Origin of the sequence: Flavobacterium fluviatile, assembly GCF_010645065.1 — a bacterium.
Classification (GTDB): domain Bacteria; phylum Bacteroidota; class Bacteroidia; order Flavobacteriales; family Flavobacteriaceae; genus Flavobacterium; species Flavobacterium fluviatile.
Genome location: NZ_JAADZW010000011.1, coordinates 53181 through 77794 on the forward strand (window position 1 = coordinate 53181; position 24614 = coordinate 77794).

The window sequence follows — 24614 nt, forward strand, 5'->3', positions numbered from 1 at the left end:
TTTATTTTAAAACTAGAAAGAAACAAAGAATAGAGGAAGCTATTGGTCGGAAATAAACAGGCGTAAATATTGAAAATATGAAAACAAAATTAATTATACTGGTATTTTTAGGCTTTATAGTTTCTAATGCCCAAACAATTTCATTAAATGGAAAATGGAAGTTTAAGGCTTCGAATACTCTTTCTGAATCAGAATTGTTGCAATCGGATTTTTCTAATTGGGATACTATGCAAGTACCGGGGAATTGGGATACTCACGAAAAATATGCAACTTATGTGGGCAAAGGCTATTATCAAAAAGACTTTAGAGTTCCTCAAAAATGGCAAGGAAAACAAATCAGAGTTCAGTTTGAAGCTGTTTATGAAACCGCTATGGTTTGGGTCAACGGGAAATTACTAGGTAAACATGTTGGAGGCTATTTGCCTTTTGAATTTAACATCGCTCCTTTTCTAAAACTAGGCGAAAGCAATTCGATTATTGTCATGGCTGATAACTCTTACAAACGAGGCGCTTGGTGGGCTTGGGGCGGTATTAGCCGTGAGGTGTGGTTGGTAGCTACTGAAGATTTGCGTTTCGTTTACCAACATATTGCATCCATACCTGATTTTGAAAAAGGAGAAATCAATTTTTCTATAAAATACAAGGTGGAAAATAATGGTACCAATAGTGCCACAGCTCAAATTCTACCCAAAATTAAAGGGATCGATGTAGCTCCTGTTTCGGTAAAAATAAACCGAAATGCAACCGCTATTGCTGAAATAAAATTCAAACGCAAACTAGCTGATTTTAAATTTTGGCATTTTGATAGTCCTAATTTGTACCAATTGACGAGCGAACTGCAAGTAGAGGGAAAAAAAGTGGATGTTACCGAAGATAATTTTGGTATTCGAAAGTTTGAAGTTCGTGGCGAACAGTTTTATTTGAACAATCAAGCGGTACGTATGAATGGAGTCAATCGGGTACACGATCATCCTAAATACGGCAATACCGAGCCAGATGGATTGATTAAAAAAGACATGAAAGACATTCAGTCTTTAGGTTGTACGTTCTCGAGATTGATGCATGCGCCTTTGTCCAAAAACCTTTTGGATTATTGTGACAAAAATGGTTTTCTATTAGTTGAAGAAATTCCGGTTTGGGGCGATGATGACCCTCAATCGTTTCCAAATAATCCAGTAACCAAAAAATGGATGGCCGATATGATCGAAAGAGATTTTAATCATCCCTCAGTGGTGGCTTGGAGTGTGGGGAACGAATTACGTGATGCTGTAGCAGACTGGGACGAAAAAGCTTTGACTAAAGACCAATACGATTATGTAAATGAGATGCTCGATTATGTGGCTAGTTTAGATACTACCCGCCTAAAAACCTATGTTACCATTACGTCTTATCGTAAGGGAGAAATTGGCACAGAACCTTACGAAAAAGTAGATTTTATTTCGATGAATAGCTATGGAAATGCTCCTGTATTGGCGCAAAAAACACATGAAAAATTCCCAGGCAAACCCATTTTTGTTTCTGAAATTGGATTAAGCCAGATTGGTAATGAACCCAATTCGGAACTGCGTAAAGAATTGGTGACTTATATCAAGGAATTAAAACAATTTCCTTGGATTTCGGGTGTATCGCTATGGAGTTACAATGATTATAGAAGTAATTACAAAGGCACACCCACATCGGGTTATAGAGAATGGGGAATTGTAGATGCTTTTCGAAAAAAGAAAAAGAAAGCGTATGTACAATTGAAAGCCCTTTATAAAGAATGGGAAGAATAATTTAAACAAAAACTATTAAACAGTTTACAAACTCAATAAAATACAAATGATGTTAGCTATTTTAAATAAAAACCGAATTACGACCACAATTTCTATCGGATTAGTTACTTTATTTTTAGCCACTTCTTGTGGAAGTTCGAAGCAAAAAGAGATTGTCGGTTATCCATGGGATATTCCACAAACCAAACCAAACCGAACTTTGAGTGCGGCTATGGAGCGTTTGTATGACAATTATTTAACTCCAAGGCCGGAGGATAACGAACTCTTTTCGAGTTTTAAATATACAGAACTCAAAGGATTTGATTATCATAATGGAGACGGAACAATCTCAAGACGTGACCCTTCCAAAATTATTTTCGAAAATGGAAAATACTATGTTTGGTACACTAAAAGAGATACAGAAACAGCTCCTGTAGGTGCTAGTAAAGCTAGTGAAAGTACCGAAAACATTCCCTCAACCGATTGGGATTTATGTGAAATATGGTACGCTACCAGTAAAGATGGCTTGTCTTGGGAAGAACAGGGCGTGGCAATCGAAAGACCTTTACTGCCACAAGTAGGATGGCGCTCAGTAGCGACTCCTGATATTTTAAAATGGGAAGGAAAATTTTATTTGTATTACCAAGGGTTTATGGAAGCCAGCGGAAAAAAAGGAGATCATTGTCCTGTGACTGCTTCATACTCTGATTCACCAGATGGCCCATGGATAGCGGCAAATAAAATAATTGTCGAAAATGGTGATAAAGGGACTTGGGATCAATTTTCTATTCATGATCCGTATCCTTTATTGTATAAAGGTAAAATCTACTTGTATTTTAAGGCGGCTTATGGTGATCGGCCTGATTATTTAGTTGGGAATGGCTTGGCTATGGCCGATAATCCTTTGGGACCATTCACTAAGCATCCTTTGAATCCTTTATTCAATTCAGGTCACGAAACCGCTTTGTTTCCTTTTAAAGAGGGTATTGCTGCCCTGATTACAAGTAACGGAAATGAAAGCAACACTATCCAATATGCAAAGGACGGAGTCAATTTTAATATTGCTTCGGTTTCGGCTTTGCTGCCTACTGCTGCGGGGGCTTATGTACCCGATGCTTTTACAAGTAACGGCAACGGACGTGGTATAAGTTGGGGATTATGTCATTTTACAGATATGGGTGGTCCTAATAAAAACTATAGTATTCTAGGTCGTTTTGATTGTGATTTAAGTTTAGATATCTATGACCCGAAAATGAAAAACACGAATCTCTTTTTGAAACCAGAAGTATATTTTTCGCAAAAACTTTCAGTAGAGCAATTGGAACGGATAAAAAAGGATAAAAACTAAATCCAGCATGCAAAAGCTCACATTATTGATCCAATTAGCGTTGGAAACAGATCTATAGTTAATCTCCAACGCTACTAATGCTCAAGATTTCAAATGTTGTATTTTTTTCGAGAAAAGTAAATTTAGTTTGAAATTTTTGAGCTTTATTGTTTTATGACCTTTTGGGAAATTGTAGTGCCATCTTCCCAATTGATTTGTGCAAAATACATTCCAGCGCTTAAGTTTTTGGTAGCAATAGTAGCATTGGTATTATTGATTTTTTCAACCAACAATTTAGTTCCGCTCAAACTGTAAATTTGAACAGTGCTTATGTTTTTTTCTGATTTTATTTGAATAGAATCTTTAAAAGGATTTGGAAATAGCATCAATTTTTTTTCTTCAATCTTGGCATCTTGTTTCCCTAAATTTGGATCGGTCACAGGTTTGTAAATTCGAATCCAATCGATATTGAAATTATGATTGTCAAAATTTGTAATTTCTTCATCAGTAGGAGTACGTCCTTTACAGGCATTCCAGTTTTGATCTTCCATATTAATAATGATATCCATTTCTTTTACCAGTCCCGTGCGTGTAGTGGCAGTTCTTGGAGTAGCTGTTGAGGTATAGTTTAATGGGTCTATTCCGTCTTTGCCGTTCACAGTATCTAGATTGTCCATTACCTTGACTAATTGACCATCCAAGTAGTATTCTAACCGAGTTTGACTAGCCCAGTACACACCAAGACGAATCCATTTGTCTGTCCAATAGGTTTTTGTAGCTCCCGTGTACCATGTGCTGGCATCGGTAGGCTGATAATCCAAAAACGGACTTCTAATAAATACATGGTGACTTAAATGCAAACGTTGTGCTAGCCAATCATTTCTAGTTGCTTTTCCGCCGTATGCTTCCAGGATATCGATTTCTTGGGTGTCATCTGGACTAAGCATCCAAATATCAGAAGCCATAACTGCATTTGCGATTTTAAAACGCGCTTCTACATATACAGGGTACTTTACCCTTGTTTTCGATGTAATGCAGCCCGCTCTTGTAGCCGCCATAGTCCAGCTTTCGGCAACATTATCTCCATCACAATCTACAGTAAAAGTCTTAGTTTCATTTGCTTGTCTAGTTGCAAAAACATGCAGATTTCCTCCGCTAACGGTAGTATTCTCATACCTCCATTTTGTAGGCCCTGGACCATCCCAAGTGTTGTGATAAAAGTTAGTCCACTTTCCGCCAATCGTTGCTTGATTAGTGGACGCTTCATAGGTGTAATTAAAATCATCAGACTGTGGCTGAATTTTCCAAATTTTTCCTGTTCCAGCATTTGCAGGAACGGGAATGCCATTCCAATCTTGACTGTATAAAAACGGAGACATACATAAAGTAAGCAGTACAATTAATTTTAGTTTCATTATTCTTTGTTTAAATAATTATAATCTTTTTTTGGTCCCGCAATTTAGTTTTTCGAAGTATAAGTCAATGTTTACGGGACTAGATATAAACTGAACAATAGTAACAATTAGAAAAATATCTCAACAATTCTGTGGAACAGGATCATCATCTATCAACTTTTGCAAGCAGGATGGAGTTTGCAGGTTAAAATATATGATTTTGATTAATCGAGTTATACACTTACTATCTGTTTTATTTCTTTTTGATATATGGGTTTGGCATTTACCATTCTTTCTATCGATTTATGAAAAATACTTGTTTTAAATTGAGAACGATTTATTCTAAAACAAAACTCATCAAAATAAGCTTGGATATGCCATTTACTAACATGAGTTGGTATTGTTCTAATCCATGATTTCAATTGCATGATTACAATGTGTAATTCCTTAAAATTTTTACCTTGATCACTTAGTTTTTGTTCAATATTATAAAGCTTTTTTAGAGGGTCATATCCTCTCCATTTATCGGTAACTATTTTGGCACTTTTGCTTATATGCTCTTCAAAAATTGGTGTTAGTGATTTTGAAGAATAGTCATCAATAGATTTTACATAAACTCTTTTTATTTGATGCTTTTTGTTTAACTCTACTGCTATTACTGCCTTTTTCTTTTTAGAGTTATAACTCCTTCCTTGTTTTGCTTCTTCTTTTCCACCCACGGTAAATTCATCTACATGAACCAGTTCTGACAAAGGATATTTCTGACTGCTTTGCATTGCTTTACGTACTTTTTGCATAAAAAACCAGGCGGTACCTTGGCGAATTTCAAAACGTTTGCCCATTTGAATACTTGAAACACTTTTACCACTAGTTGTCATTTCAAATACGATACAAAAAGCTTTATGTAAACCAAATTTAACCTTATGAAAGAATGTATTGGCAGTAGAACTTTCCACATGTTGGCAGCCGTAACATTGATAATTATATCCTGATTTTTCACATCCTTTTGTATGACCACATTTCATATAAATAAAGCCATCTTTCCATTTTATTTGTGCTAAATAAGCTTTGCAAGCTTCATCATCCGGCAATTCTTTTATAAAGTTTAGTATGCTTTGTCCTTCAAATGCTTCCATAGTAGTTGATTTTAAAGGCATAGAGATACAGAAACTAAATGACTAACTCAATTGATTAAATTTCTTAAATGTACCTGAACTGCCTGATGATTATGTATTAAAATGGAAAGTGAAATTTCTGACTAATATTTGTCAAGACATTTCTATATTAAAGTGGCAGATACTGGATATGACGGTTTCAAATAATTGAAGCAACAGTACAATACGCTCCAAACGATGACGGACTATATGATGTGGAGGGTCTTTTTTTTTTTATTCGCCGATCTATACTTCACTCGTTATATGATGGGAACAAGTGGAAAAGATGGAATGAGGTCTATTGCCATCACGTCAATTTTAGATGTGTGAAGCTGTAACTATAACATTTCATGAAAGTTATCTGCTTTTTAAGATTTTAATCTGTTGTTTGCAATAGATACAGTGAATGTGCTGCTATTCGCGAGATGCTTTTTAAATAAAGTACTGTATAATAGTTTTGAATCTAAACTTGTTAGCAGTTGATTTTGCTTACTTTCTATTTTCCAAAAAATCATGTGCCATGATTTTGCTGCAATTCTAAAACGAGTGATTGCTATAATATTTTTGATGTTTCTAAAAGTTTCGAACCTAAACTTCTTAGACCTTGATTTTGATGAGGTTGTACTTTTTCAAAATGCATTGTGCCACGATTGTGCCACAAAACTTAGACGGGTGAAATATCTTTAAAAAACGCCCTAAGTTTTTGTGGCAGAAAAGGTATCCACCCCAATTACAATTTATCTTTTTTAATAAATGATTTCACAGTGCATTTTCCTAAAGTTAAATTGAAAGTAATGTTATCTTTAGACAATCTTTGTTGTCCTGATGGCAGCGTTTGTAATTTTCTAAGAAAATGAAAAATTTCATCCACTACAGGATCGTATAATATTTTTCCTTTTTCAAAATCAAAGGACTCGGTTCCAAATGAAGCAATCACATTATCTGTTGTAAGATCATAAGTTTCTGGATCTGTATTTTGATACTCATCTAAGATAAATCGTGTTTCAACTCCAATCAGATCATATTTTTCTAAAACAATACTATTTAAAATAGCAATATTGTGGCCAAATTTTTTCTTCTGTACGCTTGGGTAAATTATAGCTTCTATATTATCTTTTGAGGGAACAGGATAAAACAAAAATTGAGATGATAGTTCCGCACTAAAAAGATAATCTCGTGGTCGGTCTCTGGATACTTCAAGACTGAAAACATCGACAAAGAAATCCTCCAAGATGTGGAAGATCTCTTGTAATTGATTTTCAAATATAGGATTTAGAGTTTTATCCTTTTGAATTAAATTACAATTAATTGTTGCTCCTTCTTTTAGTTTGAAATGAGATAGGGTTATTACATCACCTTTTTTGGGTTTCATTTCCCAATATGCTTCTGCTTCGTTAATACCGCAGTAAAGTACTTGGTGTTTGGGTAAATTACAACGACCATAATTGCATAAATCAACAGGGGGAGCAAGAAGTTGAGAAATATCAGTCAAATAACTTAATTCAGAGTCTTTTAAAATTTGATTATTTATTGAAATACGAACTATTCTTTGCGGAGGATCTTTTCGATAACTACCCGGTTTGATATTGAAAAAAGTATGAATGTCGTTTTGTAATTTAACAAAATCTTCATTTGATAAATCATGAGTTTTGCCTAAAAGAGTTCTATAATAGTTAACTTTCTCAAGAATATCTTCAGTACGATTTAGATTTAGTTTTTCAGTATTGTATTTGTTATTAGCTACTTTTTCTATCATTACACTCTATTGTTTTAATTAGTTATTTTTTATTTAAGTAAATTTCATTCCATCTTTTAAAACAAATTGATTTGACTAACCAGTATACATAAAATATTATCTTTTATATTTTTCTTCATCGGGCGACATCCATCTTTAAAGAATAATATCATTAAAAGTAATAACGTTATAAAAATTTACAGGATACTTTCTCTCATTAAATAACCATGTATTGAACCACGTTCTATCATAAAATCAAGTATTGGGATGACCTTATTTTTTAATCTTATATCCTGTTTGATTTGTTTTTTATTTATAAAAATAAATTTTCTCATAAATATCTCTAAATAATATTCTGTATTTGATTGTAGCTTGCCTAAATTTAGAAATCTATTTTTGAAGATAATCGGGTATATCAAATCAATGCCTTCCTGTGTAAATTTACTGCCGATAGAGTTTACTACTTTGGCAACTGAATATAATACAGCGGGCTGATCTACCAATTCTGCTGCAACATTACGATATAAGGCTAAATTTTCCTTTTTTAAACTGTGCCATTGTTCTGTATTTTCTCTCCAATTATTCCAGGCAAGAAGGTATGTCCAGATTAAATCGTTTATACTATAACTACGGGAGTTTTTGCAGACTGAAATAAAAGCTGGATACAAACTGTCCCATACCTGCCAAAATTGTTCGTAATGATTCATTCTATCTTGCGCAAAAATAATTTGGTCTAAAAAAGAAACTGTTTCTTCAGATACCTGAAAAGAATCTTTAAAAGGATTAAGGTAAATGTCCATTTCACTTTTTTCCCTTTCTAAAATAAAGTAAGCATATCTTTTAAAAATATTTACACGTTCTTTATAAATGTCTATATTTTCATTTTCTTCGCGATATGTTCTCCTGTCTTGTAAAAGGATTGCAGCGAGTTTGGGTAAGGATTTTTGGTAAAAAGTTAAATGGTCTCTATCTTTTGTATTTGATGGAATTAACTGATAGATTATCTCTAAATCCTGAATACTGAACGCAGCAATATCGATCTGCTCAAATGACAGATTATCAAAAGAGAAATCCGGAAGCTGATTTTCAAGTTCCACGAAGATAGTTTCTTTTGAAATTCTTTGCCAGTGGCCCGATTCCTTTTTTTTCTTTTTGTAAATGCTATCATATATAGGTTTTAAAATGCAAAAGCCTAGCAAAATTTTTTGACTGCTAACAGGATCTGTCTGCCAGAGATTGGACTTATGAATTGCTTCAATAGCATAATCGCATATGCGTTTGTAATAACCAATTGGTGTCCTGTCAAAAAGGGATAAAACTAAAATTGAAACACAGCTTTCATTATTTTGGGGATAAATTTGCATTAAAGCCGGAACTGCATTTATTGATGCTTCTACACCATCACTTATCTGATAATCGTAATCATCAGAAAATAGCTCAGAAATTGACGTGAGAATTATTTCATTGCAAAAATCCTTGTCTTCTGGAGATAATATATCTTTATATTGAATCATTAGCTTAGAACAAACATGTCCTGGTATGCTGTAATCAAATATTCCCATTGCTTGTCTCCCCTCTTTCAGCTCCTGTACTAATTGTTTCGTTTCTAACAAAGCCGTGAGAGGATTGCTGTCATATTCTAAAAGTTTAGCACTAGCAGTTTGCTCTCTGCCGGAGATAAAGTCGCCCCAGGTTCTTAAAAATGAGTATTTAAAAGTATCATCAACATCTTTAACTGCCTGCTCGCTTTGTTGTTTTTGTTCCTCGGAGAGATTATTGGGGGTAAATTCAACTACAAACTTGTTATCCTCCTTACTTAAAATTTTCACAGAAAGGTTTCTTCTGTCCATTCGTGCCAGTAAAATATGTAAAGTATGATTTTCATGCTGGGATTTTTGACTCAGATTTTCTTTATGAATGTCTAAGATTTTATAAAGACTATTGATAAAGTCGGTATTTTGATCCTCGGTAAAGTTTGTAACTCCACAAAATTGATAGTTTAGAAAAATTCTTTCCAGATTTAGGTTTCTATGACTGTCCTCACATGTTTTTATTCGTTCGTCATTATAGAATGTATCATGATCCAATCCAAATCCTATCGAATATAATGATTTAGCCTGATGCTCATTAAGGCTTCTTGAAGAATCCATATGGAAAAAGTCCAGTGTTTTGAATAAAACCAAAGCAACATTATAAAATTTATCAGGATAGGCCAATATAACGCTGCATACAACCGCTGTAATTGAAGCTGATTTTGATTTTAGAAGCTTTAGTAGTACTTTTTCCAGAATTTCAGTCTGCGGTAATTCTGCTAATTCCAGGAGCATTTTCTCCAATGCCATATGAACCGACTGTAATAAATAGGGAACCACCGGACTGCTAAATCCTCTGTAAGCTCCCCAGAATGCCCAGCATAAATATTGTTTTACCTGCTCATTTTCAATGTACAAGGTTATCTCGGTAACATCATCTTTACCATAATCGGATTTACGATATGATTCTACAGCATCGTTGGTAAATTCAATTATGAAATCAAGAGTTTGATAAAAGGAATTCTGCAGCAGCCAGTAAATAGGTGTCTGGTATGCACTTGCCGGAGAATAATTAAACCTAAATTCATCTGCAATGCCATATTTGGTTTCTACATGAAAACTATCAGATTCAAAAGGATGTTTCTTTTTTTTGCTTTTTCGCCAAAATAAACCGCAAAGCTCAATAACAGATAATGGCAGTTTTTTAATCAGATTTAATGCAAGGTAAGGTTTGCTTAAAATAGTAGAGCAAAGTCCTTCATACGGCGAATTGTGGCTTCTCCATTGGTTGGCAATAACTTTGTCAAAGATGTTTTTTAATTCAGAGCTTATTTCATTAGAGGAATTAAAAACAACATTTAAGATTTTTTGTTGCGCTTTATCATCAATGTAAAATTTTTCAATTGTTTCTGTTTTTTCAATAATGCTCAATGCTAACAGGCCTGAAATCCGTGTTGTTTCTCCATCCTTTTTATACTTAGTCCAATCGGCCAAAATAGGTAAAATTATTGGTAGGTTATTTTCAAAAAAAGAGCTTTTATATTTATCAATAAAAGCAATTACTACTTCCCATCCTTTGCCTTTTGGAGCTGTCGAATAGAAATCTTTTGTTGCAGCTATTTCTGTACATGCAATTCTCAATAAAAATAAAATTCTTTTTAGGGTTTTAAATTCTTCTGAGATAATGTTGTTTTCGAAAAAATTAAAAAAATATTCTGAATAATCTGAAAGTAAAATTGAGATGAGCAATTCATCTTTCCAAAACTGAGAAATGTCAGCAGCTACAAAAATATTTTGAACAAAAGTTTCTACCTCGCTTGAATTTTTAGATAACTGTTCTGACATCCAAAGCCTAAAAGCTCGTCTAATAGGCAGTGAATTTCCTAATTCTTCAAAGAAAAGCGATACATTAACATGATTGGCATAAGTACGGGATATTATTTTGTCTAAAGCCCATTCTTCATAAATATCATGCGTAATAAAGTATCCGTTATGTGTTTGATCATAACCAAGAATTTCATCTTGTTTCAAATGAAATAAAGCAGATTGGGGTAATGTATCGGGGCTAATATAAAATAGACCCAATTCACATCTTTTTTTTGCAATATATATGAGGGATCGGTCTCTTTCCAGATGTAGGTTGTCCCTTTGAATATTACTATTTTGAATTTTCTTTTTCCAGATTAAGTCAATAAAGTTTCTAAAATTTCCTTCTTTATCAATCTTAGGATAATATTTTATATACTCATTCAGATAAAAAAGATTAGAAAGCCTTTGGGAAAAATTTTCATTCGCAGGCAAAATAAAATTATTTTTCTCTGACAATTGAGTTAATTCATCTGGCGTGATTAAAGGGATATTGATGACCTCACAAGATAATTGATAGTTTTCAGTAATATGAAATGATAGATCATTGAGATAAGAATACCGGGTAGTAAAAACTATATTCCAACCATTACTTATGAGTAATTTAATTAACTTATTCAAAATATCATTGTTAGCTAGTTCAGCCAGTTTTTCTGCAGAATCAATAACAAACACCTTTTTAGGTTCTTTTTCATATGCTTCAAAAAAAAGATCAAATGTGAAGTTATTATTGAATCGAAGCAATTCATTTATGTTAGATACATTAAGCTCTGTAGCCTTAAAGATGCATATTGGGAAACTGGTCGAAAAAGTATTGTAGAATTCTTTAAAGACAGCTGTTTTTCCGCAACCACCTTCTCCCGATATTATGATATTTTCGTTCCGTCCAAGTGAATGGTTCAGCTGTTCGATTATACCACTTCTGTCAATCTTAATTTGACTGCCATTAAAGTTAATTTCTGTTTGGATTGCCTGAAGTATATTTTCATTGTGCTTAACAATTTCGTCAATTAGAGCGGCACCGTCAGGTTCGAGCTTAAAAAAAAGATCCTGAATATATTTGTTCTCAGGCAAGGACAATTGCAATTCAAAATGGCTTGGTACTTGCCACAGAATTTCAATATCTATTTTTTGCGCTGCTTTCTCAATTTCAATTTGATATTTCGGCTTTTTTTTATCTGTTTTGCTACTTTCAGAAAGTTCTATATTTGTGTAGAGATATACTGTATTTAAGTGCGGGTTCTTTGATTTCGCTTTTGTTATAGACTCAATAATATCCTTTTGCGATATTGAAGATGTATAATATTTAGCTTGGAATCCATAATATTTCCCTTCTTTTTCAAATGGCTCTGTTTCTATTCCTGTTTGGTTTTTATAACGGAACAAGCCTATTTTGTTTCCAAATACAGAACAAAACAGCAGATAAGACAATTGTTCAAATGCCCATTGTTCACGGTTGTTATATTTTAAATCAAAAATCTTCCAATTCATTCTCTTATCATTTTAAAATTTAAAGATTAAATATAGGTTTGAATCACTTTTTTATTTATAAAGTATTTTAGATTGTTTTTATTTTAATTTTGGCTGGTTATGGGTGATGTTGTTTGTTTTTGTCTGTCTAGTATTAGCGCTTGTTAAATATTTCTTTTTGGACTTTATTGCAAGTTTATGGTATTTCTACAATCAGGATAATTTGTGCATCCTAAAAAGTTGCCGTACTTTCCTGCTCTTTTTGTCATAAAACCGCTTTCGCAATTAGAACATACAAATTTATCTTTTAAAATATCTACGCTACTATATGTCTGATTACAAATAGGATAATGTGAACATCCCAAAAATTGATTGCCATTTACTGAATTTTGTCTTATCACCAGTTTCCCTGTTTTGCAGTAAGGACAATTAGTAATATTTAACTTTCCATTAATATTAGCTAATAAGTAATTATTGTCTGTTAACAATTCTTCTGTAAACAAGGAAGCTTCTGATGGGACTAGTAATATAACTTCATTTTTAGTTCTGGTTAAGGCAACATAAAATAACCGGCGCTCTTCTGCAAATCTATATTCTTCTTCTTCACTCAGCAAGAGAGACAAAATAGGATCATCAGTCATTTTGTTAGGGAACCCCATCAGATGATTTCGAAGATTCAAAATAATAACATTATCGGCTTCTGTTCCTTTGGACTTGTGTACAGTTAGATATTTAATATTAATTTTTTCGAGTCCTTTGACTTCTAAGGTATCATTTCTTTCAATATATTTTATTTTGCTATCCGGTCTCAGTCTTATCAGATCATTGATATCAAAGCTGTGCCTTCCTAAGACCAAGATTGATTTCTCACCATATTTACTGACTAACTTTTGTATTTCATTGATGAAAACTTCCTCAATTTCATCGGGTTTATAATACACAAAATTTAAGGGATCTTCCAAAGGCTCTTTATTTGAACTTGGCTTTTTGGATATTTGCTTTGGATTTTTTTGAATGTATTTTGAACTGATGTCAATAAGTGACTGTGAATTTCTATAAGTTCGTTCTATCAGTAATTGCTCATAATTGCCAACATGTTTTTCAAAATTACTAAATAAAGAAACATCGCTGCCTGCAAAGCGGTAAATAGACTGCCAGTCATCTCCCACGCAAATTAATCTTGCACCTGACAAGTCCCGAACTCCTTTGATCAGATTAAACCGGGAAAACGAAATATCCTGGTATTCATCAATAATTATATATTTATAGGTGTAGTTGGGCTTATGGTTTTTTACAGTGTCAGCAGCTTTATTGATCATATCATTGAAATCAATTTCATTTCTTTTTTTTAGAATCTGATTGTATTTTTTAAGAATTGGGAGTACAAACTGTAAAAACATTCCCTGGCGCTCAATCATGTAAGGGTTTTGGGATTTATTCTTCTCCGACAGTAAACTCATTAATGAATCATGATTTAATTGTCTAGATTTGATTAGATTGATAAAGCTTTCAATGAGCTTATTTATTTCTTTTCCAAAGTTTTTTTCATCTTCTGACACTTTTGTATAGATATCCTTAGTATCTCTTGGCTTAAAAGTTATATTCTCTGCTATAAGTATATTTTTAAGCTTCTCCAATAAAACATTATCTCTGTTAAAATAGGAGTACGTTTCCAAAAGTTTAGTTTTATGGATTTTGTGCGTACTTCTTTTTAACTCCATTTCTTCCACATATTTTTGTTCATGTAATGGCGATAACCATTTTGCCCGATTATGCTCATCCACACCGAAATGTTCTAGATACAATTTGTAATCGGTTATAAAGAAGTCAGGACGATACATGGTATCTCCAAAGGGATAAGGCTTTTCGTATTCATATTCAATTCCATTCAGATATAAAAAATTGGCTATCATAAGTTCCTCTACACTTTTTACTTTCTCACCATGTATTGAATTTAGATTGGATTTTGCTGCTATATTTAGAGGCTCACATTTTGATTTTAATGTTTGAAAATCAATCCCTTTTTCTGTATCTATTTTTTCGCCTAATGAATTGTAATTGTCATTTTCCTCTGGAATGTTCATATAGCATGCTACATATTGAATATATGATTGCAAGGCTTTTTCATCATCTAAAATATCGGTTTTTAAATATTCCTTGATTATACTGCTTAAAGTATTTTCGTTAGTAATAGCTGGAACATCTGTGTGATTTTTTTTAATTATGTCGTAGCCAAGTTTATGAAAGGTCGTTGCCTGTACGTCAAGGTTAAGTTTGTAGAGTCTTTCATTTAATTCGTCTACAGTTTTTTTTGTAAACGATAATAGTAGGATTTCATCAGGACTAATGTTTTTCTGTTCAATAAGATATTGAACTTTACCCAGAATTGTTAATGTTTTTCCAGAGCCTGCTCCTGCAATTATTAAATTTGAATACTCATCTGTGATTACAGCGGTACGCTGCTGGTCATCCAGTTTTTTTTGTTCAATATTGTCAAAGTACAGTTTTAACTTTTCTTTCTGTGTATTGACATAATTTTGGTTATACTGAATTATGTATGTATCAAAATCTTCAAAAATGCTATTAAAAGTCTTTACAGTTTCCTCTTTTTTGTAAAAATTAGTTTTGTTTTTAAAGAATTGACGCGCTGATGAATATTGAGATTTTATCTGGTCACGTTCAACCCAAGTGATGTAGTCGTTTAATTTTTGAATATTGTCTATGAAATCTTTCGCTTGATCTAGATTAATTATGTATTTGGTGTCTTTATACTTTTTCTTTTCTTGCAATTGCTGAAAGATAACAAGAAAAAGGAACATCGAAGCGATAATAATTATTAAAACCATATTTACTTTTGATCTGAGGTTAACTTAAAACCTTGTTCTATTTTAGAATTACTATCAAGTGATTTTATATCAATTTTAAAAAATCTCCATCTTTTTTTACAATTTCAAATTTGACTGCTTTTTTGATGGATTGTAATATATGGTTTCGCATATCTTCTGTAACTCTTGCAAATCCAAAAAGTTTCGCAATTAAGATAACAGCATTATCTGGTTGAATAGCGATAGAACTTTCAACAACTTTAATGATTGCCAAGTTCATCTCTTCATCAGAAATAAGACTTAATTTTTTTGAATTTGGACTAAGTAAACTTCTATCTCTTATTACTGGTAAATGATCTTCAAAATGCCAAAGAAATTCATCTTTCTTTTTAATTAAGCCAGTTCTAATAGCATAGTTTACTGCATCTGTAATAGATGCTCTGACACGGCTTCCTATTTTTGAAATGCCATTTGCATCTGCAATTCGACGAGCCATTTCTTCAAAATGAACAGGGCTTTCTACTTTGACGACTTCATGTATCCACGCTCCAAGTTTTCCAAGGGAATAAGTATGAATTTCTTGATGGCAAACCTCAATAGGAAGAGAAGCTTTTATATAGCGGGGGATTGAATTATCAATTTCTTCAGGCTCTTCCCGGACAAGATTTTTTAAATCTTCCATTAATTCTTCTTCAAGTGCATCATTATGTTCAACTTGATTTTTAGCATTTTCAATAGTTTCTATTAAAAGTCTTAGCTCTCCTTGGGGATTGCGGAACCAATCAGTGCTCCATACATTAAATAATTTCCAGCCCATGCCTTCAAGGACTATAGTTCTTAATCTATCTCGATCCCGAGCTGATTTTGCAGTTTCATAAGACTTTCCGTCGCAGCATATTCCAAGAATATATCTTCCAGGATTATCGTTATCAACTATTGCCAAGTCAATATAAAATCCAGCAGAGCCGACTTTTTCTCTCACGATATAACCATTATCGCGAAGACTTTGAGCAATAATTTCCTCAAATGGCTGGGGTTTAGTTATTATTTCTTCCTTGTCGCTTTCAAACTTCCCATGCTGTGCATAATAAAGAAAACTTTTTAATGCTCGAATACCAAATTTCGCATTTGGTCCAGGATTCATATCACTGGCTGTAATATTTGTGAATACTTCACATCTGCTTTTTGCCCTTGTAATTAAAACATTTAGTCTTCTTTCACCACCTTCATTATTTAGAGGTCCAAAACTCATAGGTACTTTACCATCTTCAGTTCTTCCATAACCAATACTAATAAAAATGACATCTCGTTCATCTCCTTGAACATTTTCAAGATTTTTGATAAAAAGAGGTTCAGTAGCGTGGCTCCTAAAGAAATTTTCAACTTCAGGATTTTTTCTTCTTTTTACTTCAAGTGCATTTTGAATAGCCTGCATTTGCGCTGTGCTAAAAGCAACAACGCCGAGACTTAGCTTCGGATTATTTAGCGCATGGTTAATGATAGCATCAGCAACTTTTTCAGCTTCTTTAGGGTTGGTGCGTGTTTTACCTTTGTCATAATAAGTATCTGGCAGGTGGTTAAATGCTAAACCCATTTTGCTTCTAGATCCGGGACTTGGAAAAATTATTAATTTATTTTCGTAAAACTCCTGGTTTGACAAGTTAATTAAGGATTCATGTCTACTGCGATAATGCCAGCGCAACATACGTTGAGGAGCACCTTGAGCATCACACATTCCAAGGATGCTCTGCATATCAGCAGTTACGTTTTCTTCATCTTCAGTATCGGTATTTAGTTTGTCAAAAAAACTTGTTGGAGGCATTTGCTTTGTATCCCCCACAACAACTACTTGTCTTCCACGTAAAATAGCACCCAAAGCATCAACAGGACGTACTTGGCTGGCTTCATCAAAAATAACCAGATCGAAATCAATACTATTTGGAGGGAGAAAATTTGCAATTGACATTGGACTCATCATTATAACAGGTTTAATTGCTTGAATTGCCAGTCCCGCTTCCTGCATAAGTTTCCTAATCGGCATATGTCTGGCTTTACGGTTGAATTCGCTTTTAAGTACATTAATTTGTCCGCCGCCTTCCTGTTTTGGTAAACTTTCCCAATGTTTAAGAGCAACTTTGGCGCGATTATAGAACTGATAAAGTACATCAAGTCGTTTAAATTTTTCGATGACTTCTTCATGACTTGATCTTTCAAATTTTCGAAGTTCTACACTATTAGTCATTGCCTGCTCAATCAAATGTTCGTACCAAGTTTTTTGTACAGCTGTTTTTAAATGCAAAACAGCGTCGGGCCAGTTATAAACTGCTCTAATCAAATAATCGGCTCCATTTCTTTCAATCTCTTCTTTCATTACGTTCCAAGATATTGCCTGATGTATCTCAGGTAGATTTTCGAACCAATTTTTTATTAAGCTTTGCTGTTTTGCTAAACTTGTATTTAGTATTTGATTATCTTTTAAATCCAGTTTTTCTAAAAGTGACTTTAATGAAATATTTTGTTTTTTTAAAGCATTCTCCAAATTAATTAAAAAGTCAGCCGCAACAGAAGACTCCTGATTTTTGCTAAGAAAGGATAGAAATGTGTTTGATATTACGTCATCCTGAATAAGAAGGTGTACCCCTTGTAGATATTGAACTGCTTTTTTAACAGTTTGCCAATCTGTTCGTTTCTTTTGATATCTGATATCAAATAATTTTTGCGCTAAAGGTTCTAAAGATAGGAGAGAAGCTGTAAGACGCTTTCCTTCCATTAAAGCATTAACATACTCTAATTTTGTGTTTAAATCTGAAGGTACCTGAGTTGTGAGAAGTGCCGACAATCTTTTTACACTATTTTTATAATCTCCTATTAAAAATTTATACCACTTACTGCCATGTACAATTAAATTTTGCCTGATTTCAAGTAGATCATAATCCCAAGATTCTGGAATAACTAAATTGTCATATTGTCTATGCAGTTCCTCTAGTCGAATTCCAGTTTCTAATAATTCGGCAATATCAGCTTGATTATTGAGCCAAGCAGAATCGATTATATTCATGGATGTGAGGCCTGGATTCTCAGATGCAGTTTTTATAGTTTTTAATAATAGCTTAACATCATCTATTTCTGTGGACGGATTAATTTCAACATAATTTGAAATGGAAGTAATAAGAGTTATTACCTCACTTGTATCTTTAATTACAATTTCTAATAATTCTTTTGAGGTTTCCTCATCTATTGGGAGGAAAATTTTTATATCAGTTCCATAAAACAGCAAGTTCTCAGGTTGTCCAATTTTTTCTAGTCTTACCTGTATTTTTTCAGCCAGTTGTTCAACCTCTTTAATCTTTATAGAATCCCATATGCTAATATTTCCAACGTGTATTTTAGGAAATTTATAATCTTTATTACGAGTTGTTATTTTTAGTAAATTTCCCATCACTTCTTGTGCTGAGTAACCACTTTTTGAAATTTCAGAATTTACCGAAGTACAATATTGATTAAGTTCGTTTATCATAGGATGAAGAAATCTAATTTCTTCTTCCAAACGTGTTATTGTTGGCCTGCCTAAATCAAGTATCCGTTTTAATTCATTATGTAATTCTCTTTTGTTTGCTTTATGGCTATGTAATTCTAAGCATGCTTCTCCTAAGTTAACACTGTCTAATCGTCGTTTTACAACTTCTAATGCGGCCATTTTTTCAGCAACAAAAAGCACTTTTTTTCCATTTCCGACAGCATTTGCTATAAGATTTGTAATGGTTTGTGATTTCCCTGTTCCTGGAGGTCCTTGTATTACCATGTTACGCCCTTCATGTACAGCAAGCATTGCAATTACTTGTGAACTGTCGGCATCTACTACTTGCATAAGCTCATCCGCATTCGTATCATTGTCAAGATGATGTTCTTCACCAATTGATGGTTGAGGTTCATTAAATCCAGTATCGAATAAAGATTGTAAAATATTATGGTTGAATGGTTTTTTATCTTCTGGCCATTTGTCACTGTCTAAATCATGATAAATCATAAATTTACCAAAAGAAAAGAATCCTAATTCTATGGCATCCTCTTCAACTTTCCAATTTTCAATATGGCTGATCCGTTCTTTTATAATGCTGTAATATGCTTTAAGATCTAGTTCTTCCTCCTCCGGGAGATCAGGAATAGTGATGTTGTAATCTACCATCATTTTTGCCTGCAATGATAGATTTGGCCCGATTTCAGTGCCACTATATCTTAAACGAAAACGTTCATTTGCACTGGAACGCTCAAGTACGACGGGAAGTAAAATTAATGGCGCTTTTCTTGTATCGTCACTATTACCTTTTTCATACCAATTTAGTATTCCTAATGCAAGATATAACATGTTGACACCCTGCTCTTCAATGCTTGTTCTAGCAAAATAATAAGTATTTAGTATTTTAGTCTGAAGCTTGGTTTCTGTTTCATTGGTCTGTAATCTGGTATCATTATAAGCATCTTGTATTTCCGGTTCGGTAAGTTCCGGAAGTTCAAATAATTCATCATCGTCATCTTTGCCTGGGCGTCCTAAAAAAGTCATAGCTTTATTCTGCCTGACTAAGATATCATATATCGATGAAGATTGTTCTTGTACAATTTGTAAGCCTTTAACTTTGGATGTCTTATAGTTAAGTAATGTATTGCGCATTCCTAGATCTAAAAGCTCTTTACGAGATGCTTCCAATTTAGGTAGAATTGATTCAGACATATATTAAGATAATTAAGTTTCCTAAGTTATTAAATAAAACACTACAAAAAGAGAAAGACAATGTTTTAAACTTTTAAAACATTTAGGAAAGGGGAGTACTATTTATTTTTTGATTAATTTGATGTATAGCAACTTTAAGGACCTGCCAAGAAATTTTAGAGGTATGATGATCAGGGTTAAAACGATTTTTCACCTGTTCACTTGGGTGTATATAATTCCGAAAATCCCTAAGCGAATGACTGAATTTTTTCACGTCCTCATTGAGGTATCCAACTTCGCAGGAAACTTCTATTAAATTAGCTAGTGTCCACTCACTAAGATGTTTTACTCTGCCTTCTTTTGTAGGAGCTTTAGAAGCTGTATTGTAAACTCTAGGATGTTTGTTTGCAATGCCGTTTAATAAACCCTCTAAAGTACTGCCGCATAAAAATATAACGGAAAGAGGAGCTTCGACACTCAAACATTTTTTGATTTCTGAAAGCCTTAGGTTAAGCGTTTCTGTAAGTGAAGTTTCTAAATTCAATGTATCTAATTCTAATTCATCAAATTCTTTTTTTAGAAAATCATCTTCTATTGAATTTGCTTTAGAATTTGTTTCTTCAAAAATTATTTTGTCGGCTTTACCAAAACTTATAGTAGCTCCATCGCGTATTACTTTCCAACTATCAAAAACAAGGAATTTATTAAAATCATCAATCATTTTATCTAGACGGGTAAAGTTTTCAATGAAATTTACTGGGGCAAAGAGTTGAATAATGCATTTATCCAATTCTGGTGTTCCATTAATTTTACTTAGTTTTTCATCGGTGAATTTCCATCTGGAAGGAAAACCTTCACCATAAGAATCGTTAAAACCTAAATTATTGAAAAACGCAACCAGTTTTGGACCAGTTCTATATTCGGTTTCCTCATTGATAAGATGTCTTAACTTCTCGAGTGTTTTCTGATGTAAAATCATATTGCTTTATTTAGCTATTTAATGAAATCATTAATTAAGATAATTGCAAAAATTAGAAATTTAAATTTAAAGTTTTTACGGAAAAACGTAATTGTAAAATTTATTTTAAAAATAAAAATTGAATAAATGTGTTTTTGCAAATGGATTTTGAATGTTTATTAAAACATTAAGTTCAATATTTTCAAAATTATAGATTAAAGAATATAAATCACTACGTATAAATACCTTTTTTAGTTAGGGCTCAATCTATTGTAGTTCCATTTTTGTCAAAGTCATCTCTGGTATTAAAGGTAAATTTGGCTTTGATTTATATTTACTGGCTGGTGATTTTAATACAAATTTAATTGCATTTAATTAAATGATATAGTTACAGGTTAGTAAGCAGTTCAAATGGACTGCTATAAAAGCAATAGAATCTATTTTGTAATAAGATGCTGTTTTTGAAATTCCTCGATTGTCAGGTTTCCAAGCGCGGAATGTCTTCTGTATCTATTATAGAAATTTTTGATATAGTCAATGACTGACTTTTTTGTTTTTTTTATCGTTGTATAGTTGTTTTGGTAAATTAATTCTGTTTTTGAGGTTTTGAAAAAACTCTCAGAGACAGCATTATAATAGCAATTGCCCTTTCTGCTTCCATAATTCACTATCATGACCTTTTTCGAACCAAAATCTTCCTACAACGTTATTTAAGTTTTAACCTGAATTTCTATTATTTACATACGGTTTTCTGCTTCCGGATTTTCTTTATATACTTAATGCGCTCCATGTGTCCTTTTCTTGAAGCATCACTTTTACTTGGATCTATAGCTGAATTAAATGTGTGTGGTAATGGTGAAATCCCATTGTTTTTAATATGAACCCCCGTGACTTTAGGGTTATAAGTGCAATAATGAGTTTTTGAGAAATTTATCTTTAATCCTCTATCACGTAACTCACTTATCATATTCAAAGTTTGATCTTTGAAATCCACTGGTTTTGAAAATGTAATGTCATCTACATAAACGGATAATTTAAATCCATCCGCAATATATTTTTTAAAGATGTCTCCACAGCTATGGTAAACTACAAGTGAAGCCAAAAATGAAGATGTTGGGCAGCCTTGAGGAATTGCTCCCTCTTTTGTACAAATACGAGTAATCAATTTTGCAACATCCGGATAGAAACCTTCTTTACGAAGGGCTTTTTCTACACTTTTAAAATGAACAGAGGGATAGAAATCCTTTAAATCGGTGAGGAAGAAAAATTTATTTCCTTGATGATGGCGAGCATTTAATACAGCATCTTTTTTTTTCAATCCACCAAAGAAGTAATTTGGTAAAATAAATTTGTACAGGACATTTTGTAGTAACAATGATTGCACGTGTTTTAATTTTTGTATTGGTGCATTTATTGGTCTTGTTAAAGCTATTCCATTTTCGAATCTGGGTAGACCCTTTTCATCTGTTTTAGGTTCATCCCAATTTTTGTAAAATTTACTATCATCAACATCCAATTCATCTGCTAGTTGAATTAAATAGCTTTTGTCAACTTTTAAAGTATATGCTAAATCTTTGATTCGAGTTTTCATATTATCATCTATAAGGAAAAAACATCAGTTACTAAGCCCTTAATTAATGGTTCAAGTATTTTAAATGCATCACGCTTAGACTCTGCAATATCTTCTTTGTCTAATGAAAAGAAAAATAATATAGGCATGGGAATTGAAAGGGCATTTGCAATTAGTTTTAATATACCTAGAGTTGGCTCTTTTTTTCCTTTTTCTATTGCTGAAAGATATGACTGTGATAAGCCACATTTAACAGCAAAATCGGTTTGTTTAATACCTTTCTGCTTTCTTAAATCTTTAATGGCGCTACCTATATCCATAATAATTTAAATAAATTAATAAAAAAAATGAGAAGTGTGGAATTAGAATAGTCCTGTGATATCGTCAATCCCGAAGAATTTCAAAAATTTTAGAACCAAAAAGAGTGTTTGCAACATCTGATCAGGACTATTTCCCTTTTGATTGTTTAACATCTCTTCTAACTCTACAAGAATATTTTCAAGTAAAGCTTTATCTTCTTCCGAGAACGCGTACCCGTTCTTTGCGAATAATGACCTAACTCCATTTAGAAGTTGATCAACTTTTTGTTTGTGTTGCATACTGTATAGTATTAAAATTACATGGGAAGCACTATTGCTACCTGCTTAATTAGCTGCGTGAACCCATATAGGATACAGTTCTGAAAACACTTCTCGATTTCCTGCTTAAAAAAAATAAAAATAAATTTCATCTAATCTTATCTGACTTTTATCTAATAACGTTTTCGTCTAATAGCATCTTTATCTAACAGCGTTGAACTAATAAGGTTTTCAGCTAATAAGATTTTTGAACTAATAGGTTTTAAGCTAATAAGGCTTTAGTCAAATTGAATTTGCGATGTCATTCAATCTAGGTCTAAGCAATTTTGTAAGGGATGGATTCCAATCGAACTTTGATGCCCACGTAAGGCGTTTTCGGTTCATCGGTTTCGTTTCCTTTATATTAACCCATAATGGGTGGAGGGAAAACCCTCTTCAACAGTTTTTGTAAAAAAAAAACTCTTGGGTTCACTACACAAACATTTCAAAGAACTACAGTGCAAATATAGTAAAATATTTCTAATAGAAATAAAAATACCTAAAAAATATGTTTTTTTTTCTGTGAGAGATAAAATAAATATGATGCAGTGTTTTTTTTTGTCCCCCAATTTGACATTTAGCTATATTACTAGATACTTAAAGATTATATTTAAAGGGTATAAATACCTATTGTGTTTGAAGTTAAAAATGAGTTAATTGCTTCTTTTATTATAAACTAGATTTAAGTTATGTCAAGAAGAGGAGATGATGGCTGTACATTTATTATGACCTTTTTTAGTATTATTGCTACTATAATATATTCGATAGTTCTTGCATTTCAAGGGCAATTTACTCCTATTAGAGTTGTTTTGGTAATTGCTACCATTATTTTGGCTTTGTATTTATGGGATAAATTCAAGCAATGGAAATCTAAGCAACAAATAGTTAAAAATGAAAAAAGCTCAACTGGTAGTATTATTGTTTTTATTTTTATAGCTGCTTTTGTTGTCGTCCTTATCAAAACAACAAAGAAAAAAGGTTATGCTACAGATAAAAGTGTTTCGGTTGATTATACAAAACCCGTAATAAAAGTAAATGAAAATGAAGATCTATATGTAAGTAAAGAAGCTAAAAAAGAAATAATCTGGTCTTTCCACAACTTTAATAATAGTAGCTTTGAATTACCAGAAAACTTAGTAATAAGTAATGAATATTCTAATGGTCATTCAAACATCTATTTTGATTATAATTCGAATTTTTCATTTTCAATAAGTTATGAAATGTTGAATGAAGAAAATTTAAATTCAAATATTGAAGATTTACCGATTGATCTGCAACAATATGCTGAGGCTTTTAATGAAAATAACAAACGTAATTTTGATGATTTTATACTTGATAGTTATGAAATATCTGAACTAGGTAATAAGAAAAGCATCAAGATTCAACAATCTTCTCGAAAAGTTTCTGGCGTCAAGAATATCAAAATGAAAGTTGTAAATTATAATGTAATCTCAACACCATATTATTATAATATTACTTATTCATATCCTAAAGACAGTATTAAGTACGATACTATATTTAAAAAAATTGAAAAATCCTTCATTTTTAAAGATACAGTAAAATAAGCTCATATCCTTTGTACCATGTAGTCAATTTTAAGATGTAGTACTTTTAAACTGTTGTACTTTTTAATTAGTTGGATGTCCACAAATTATTTATAATTTGTAGTGCTTTTTAGTTTGGAAATGAATGTTATGTTCTTGA

General features: G+C 32.5%; 13 protein-coding genes. 3 read left to right on the forward strand and 10 right to left on the reverse strand.

Translation table 11 applies throughout. The features are described 5' to 3' along the window. The first annotated feature begins 77 nt into the window (after nt 1–77). Together GXM17_RS12565 and GXM17_RS12570 are read left to right on the forward strand one after the other, a co-directional pair. Complete coding sequence (locus GXM17_RS12565; protein ID WP_163399672.1) at nt 78–1775, forward strand: glycoside hydrolase family 2 protein; 1698 nt, start codon at nt 78–80, stop codon at nt 1773–1775. Nucleotides 1776–1824: 49 nt separating this feature from the next. Next, nucleotides 1825–3102, forward strand: coding sequence for a glycoside hydrolase family 117 protein (locus GXM17_RS12570; protein ID WP_163399742.1), 1278 nt, complete (start codon nt 1825–1827; stop codon nt 3100–3102). Nucleotides 3103–3245: 143 nt separating this feature from the next. Here GXM17_RS12570 and GXM17_RS12575 read toward each other — a convergent pair whose 3' ends face one another. From GXM17_RS12575 to GXM17_RS12620, 10 genes are all read right to left on the reverse strand, one after another. Next, nucleotides 3246–4496 carry a T9SS type A sorting domain-containing protein gene (locus GXM17_RS12575; RefSeq protein ID WP_163399673.1) on the reverse strand — a complete coding sequence of 417 codons (1251 nt, stop codon included), beginning with the start codon at nt 4494–4496 and terminating at the stop codon, nt 3246–3248. Nucleotides 4497–4708: 212 nt separating this feature from the next. Further along, on the reverse strand, nt 4709–5611 hold the full coding sequence (locus GXM17_RS12580) for an IS1595 family transposase (protein WP_163399674.1): 903 nt from the start codon (nt 5609–5611) through the stop codon (nt 4709–4711). 748 nt (nt 5612–6359) lie between these two features. Further along, nucleotides 6360–7385 (reverse strand): hypothetical protein, encoded by a 1026-nt coding sequence (locus GXM17_RS12585; protein WP_163399675.1) that lies wholly within the window; start codon nt 7383–7385, stop codon nt 6360–6362. 176 nt (nt 7386–7561) lie between these two features. Next, complete coding sequence (gene avs4, locus GXM17_RS12590) at nt 7562–12253, reverse strand: AVAST type 4 anti-phage nuclease Avs4 (protein ID WP_163399676.1); 4692 nt, start codon at nt 12251–12253, stop codon at nt 7562–7564. Nucleotides 12254–12417: 164 nt separating this feature from the next. After that, nucleotides 12418–15078, reverse strand: a complete 2661-nt coding sequence (locus GXM17_RS12595) for a UvrD-helicase domain-containing protein (protein WP_163399677.1) — start codon at nt 15076–15078, stop codon at nt 12418–12420. A gap of 64 nt (nt 15079–15142) precedes the next feature. Continuing rightward, nucleotides 15143–19786, reverse strand: coding sequence for a DUF3320 domain-containing protein (locus tag GXM17_RS12600; protein WP_163399678.1), 4644 nt, complete (start codon nt 19784–19786; stop codon nt 15143–15145). 82 nt (nt 19787–19868) lie between these two features. Further along, complete coding sequence (locus GXM17_RS12605; protein WP_163399679.1) at nt 19869–20744, reverse strand: hypothetical protein; 876 nt, start codon at nt 20742–20744, stop codon at nt 19869–19871. Nucleotides 20745–21160: 416 nt separating this feature from the next. Beyond that, entirely contained in the window at nt 21161–21397 is a 237-nt protein-coding gene (locus tag GXM17_RS22000) for an IS3 family transposase (RefSeq protein ID WP_163399680.1), read from the reverse strand. A 59-nt stretch (nt 21398–21456) separates the two neighbouring features. After that, nucleotides 21457–22314 (reverse strand): reverse transcriptase family protein, encoded by an 858-nt coding sequence (locus GXM17_RS12615; RefSeq protein WP_163399681.1) that lies wholly within the window; start codon nt 22312–22314, stop codon nt 21457–21459. A gap of 8 nt (nt 22315–22322) precedes the next feature. Beyond that, the gene (locus tag GXM17_RS12620; protein ID WP_163399682.1) at nt 22323–22613 is read right to left on the reverse strand and encodes a helix-turn-helix domain-containing protein; all 291 of its coding nucleotides are present in this window, start codon (nt 22611–22613) and stop codon (nt 22323–22325) included. A 986-nt stretch (nt 22614–23599) separates the two neighbouring features. Here GXM17_RS12620 and GXM17_RS12625 point away from each other — a divergent pair. Continuing rightward, complete coding sequence (locus tag GXM17_RS12625) at nt 23600–24475, forward strand: hypothetical protein (RefSeq protein ID WP_163399683.1); 876 nt, start codon at nt 23600–23602, stop codon at nt 24473–24475. The last annotated feature ends 139 nt before the right edge of the window (nt 24476–24614 follow it).

Coding starts and splice junctions, on each gene's coding strand:
- GXM17_RS12585 (WP_163399675.1), bottom strand. CDS start 7,385: ATGATAGAAAAAGTAGCTAATAACAAATACAATACTGAAAAACTAAAT.
- GXM17_RS12625 (WP_163399683.1), top strand. CDS start 23,600: ATGTCAAGAAGAGGAGATGATGGCTGTACATTTATTATGACCTTTTTT.
- GXM17_RS12605 (WP_163399679.1), bottom strand. CDS start 20,744: ATGATTTTACATCAGAAAACACTCGAGAAGTTAAGACATCTTATCAAT.
- avs4 (WP_163399676.1), bottom strand. CDS start 12,253: ATGAATTGGAAGATTTTTGATTTAAAATATAACAACCGTGAACAATGG.
- GXM17_RS12565 (WP_163399672.1), top strand. CDS start 78: ATGAAAACAAAATTAATTATACTGGTATTTTTAGGCTTTATAGTTTCT.
- GXM17_RS12580 (WP_163399674.1), bottom strand. CDS start 5,611: ATGGAAGCATTTGAAGGACAAAGCATACTAAACTTTATAAAAGAATTG.
- GXM17_RS12595 (WP_163399677.1), bottom strand. CDS start 15,078: ATGGTTTTAATAATTATTATCGCTTCGATGTTCCTTTTTCTTGTTATC.
- GXM17_RS12575 (WP_163399673.1), bottom strand. CDS start 4,496: ATGAAACTAAAATTAATTGTACTGCTTACTTTATGTATGTCTCCGTTT.
- GXM17_RS12600 (WP_163399678.1), bottom strand. CDS start 19,786: ATGTCTGAATCAATTCTACCTAAATTGGAAGCATCTCGTAAAGAGCTT.
- GXM17_RS12615 (WP_163399681.1), bottom strand. CDS start 22,314: ATGAAAACTCGAATCAAAGATTTAGCATATACTTTAAAAGTTGACAAA.
- GXM17_RS22000 (WP_163399680.1), bottom strand. CDS start 21,397: ATGATAGTGAATTATGGAAGCAGAAAGGGCAATTGCTATTATAATGCT.
- GXM17_RS12620 (WP_163399682.1), bottom strand. CDS start 22,613: ATGGATATAGGTAGCGCCATTAAAGATTTAAGAAAGCAGAAAGGTATT.
- GXM17_RS12570 (WP_163399742.1), top strand. CDS start 1,825: ATGTTAGCTATTTTAAATAAAAACCGAATTACGACCACAATTTCTATC.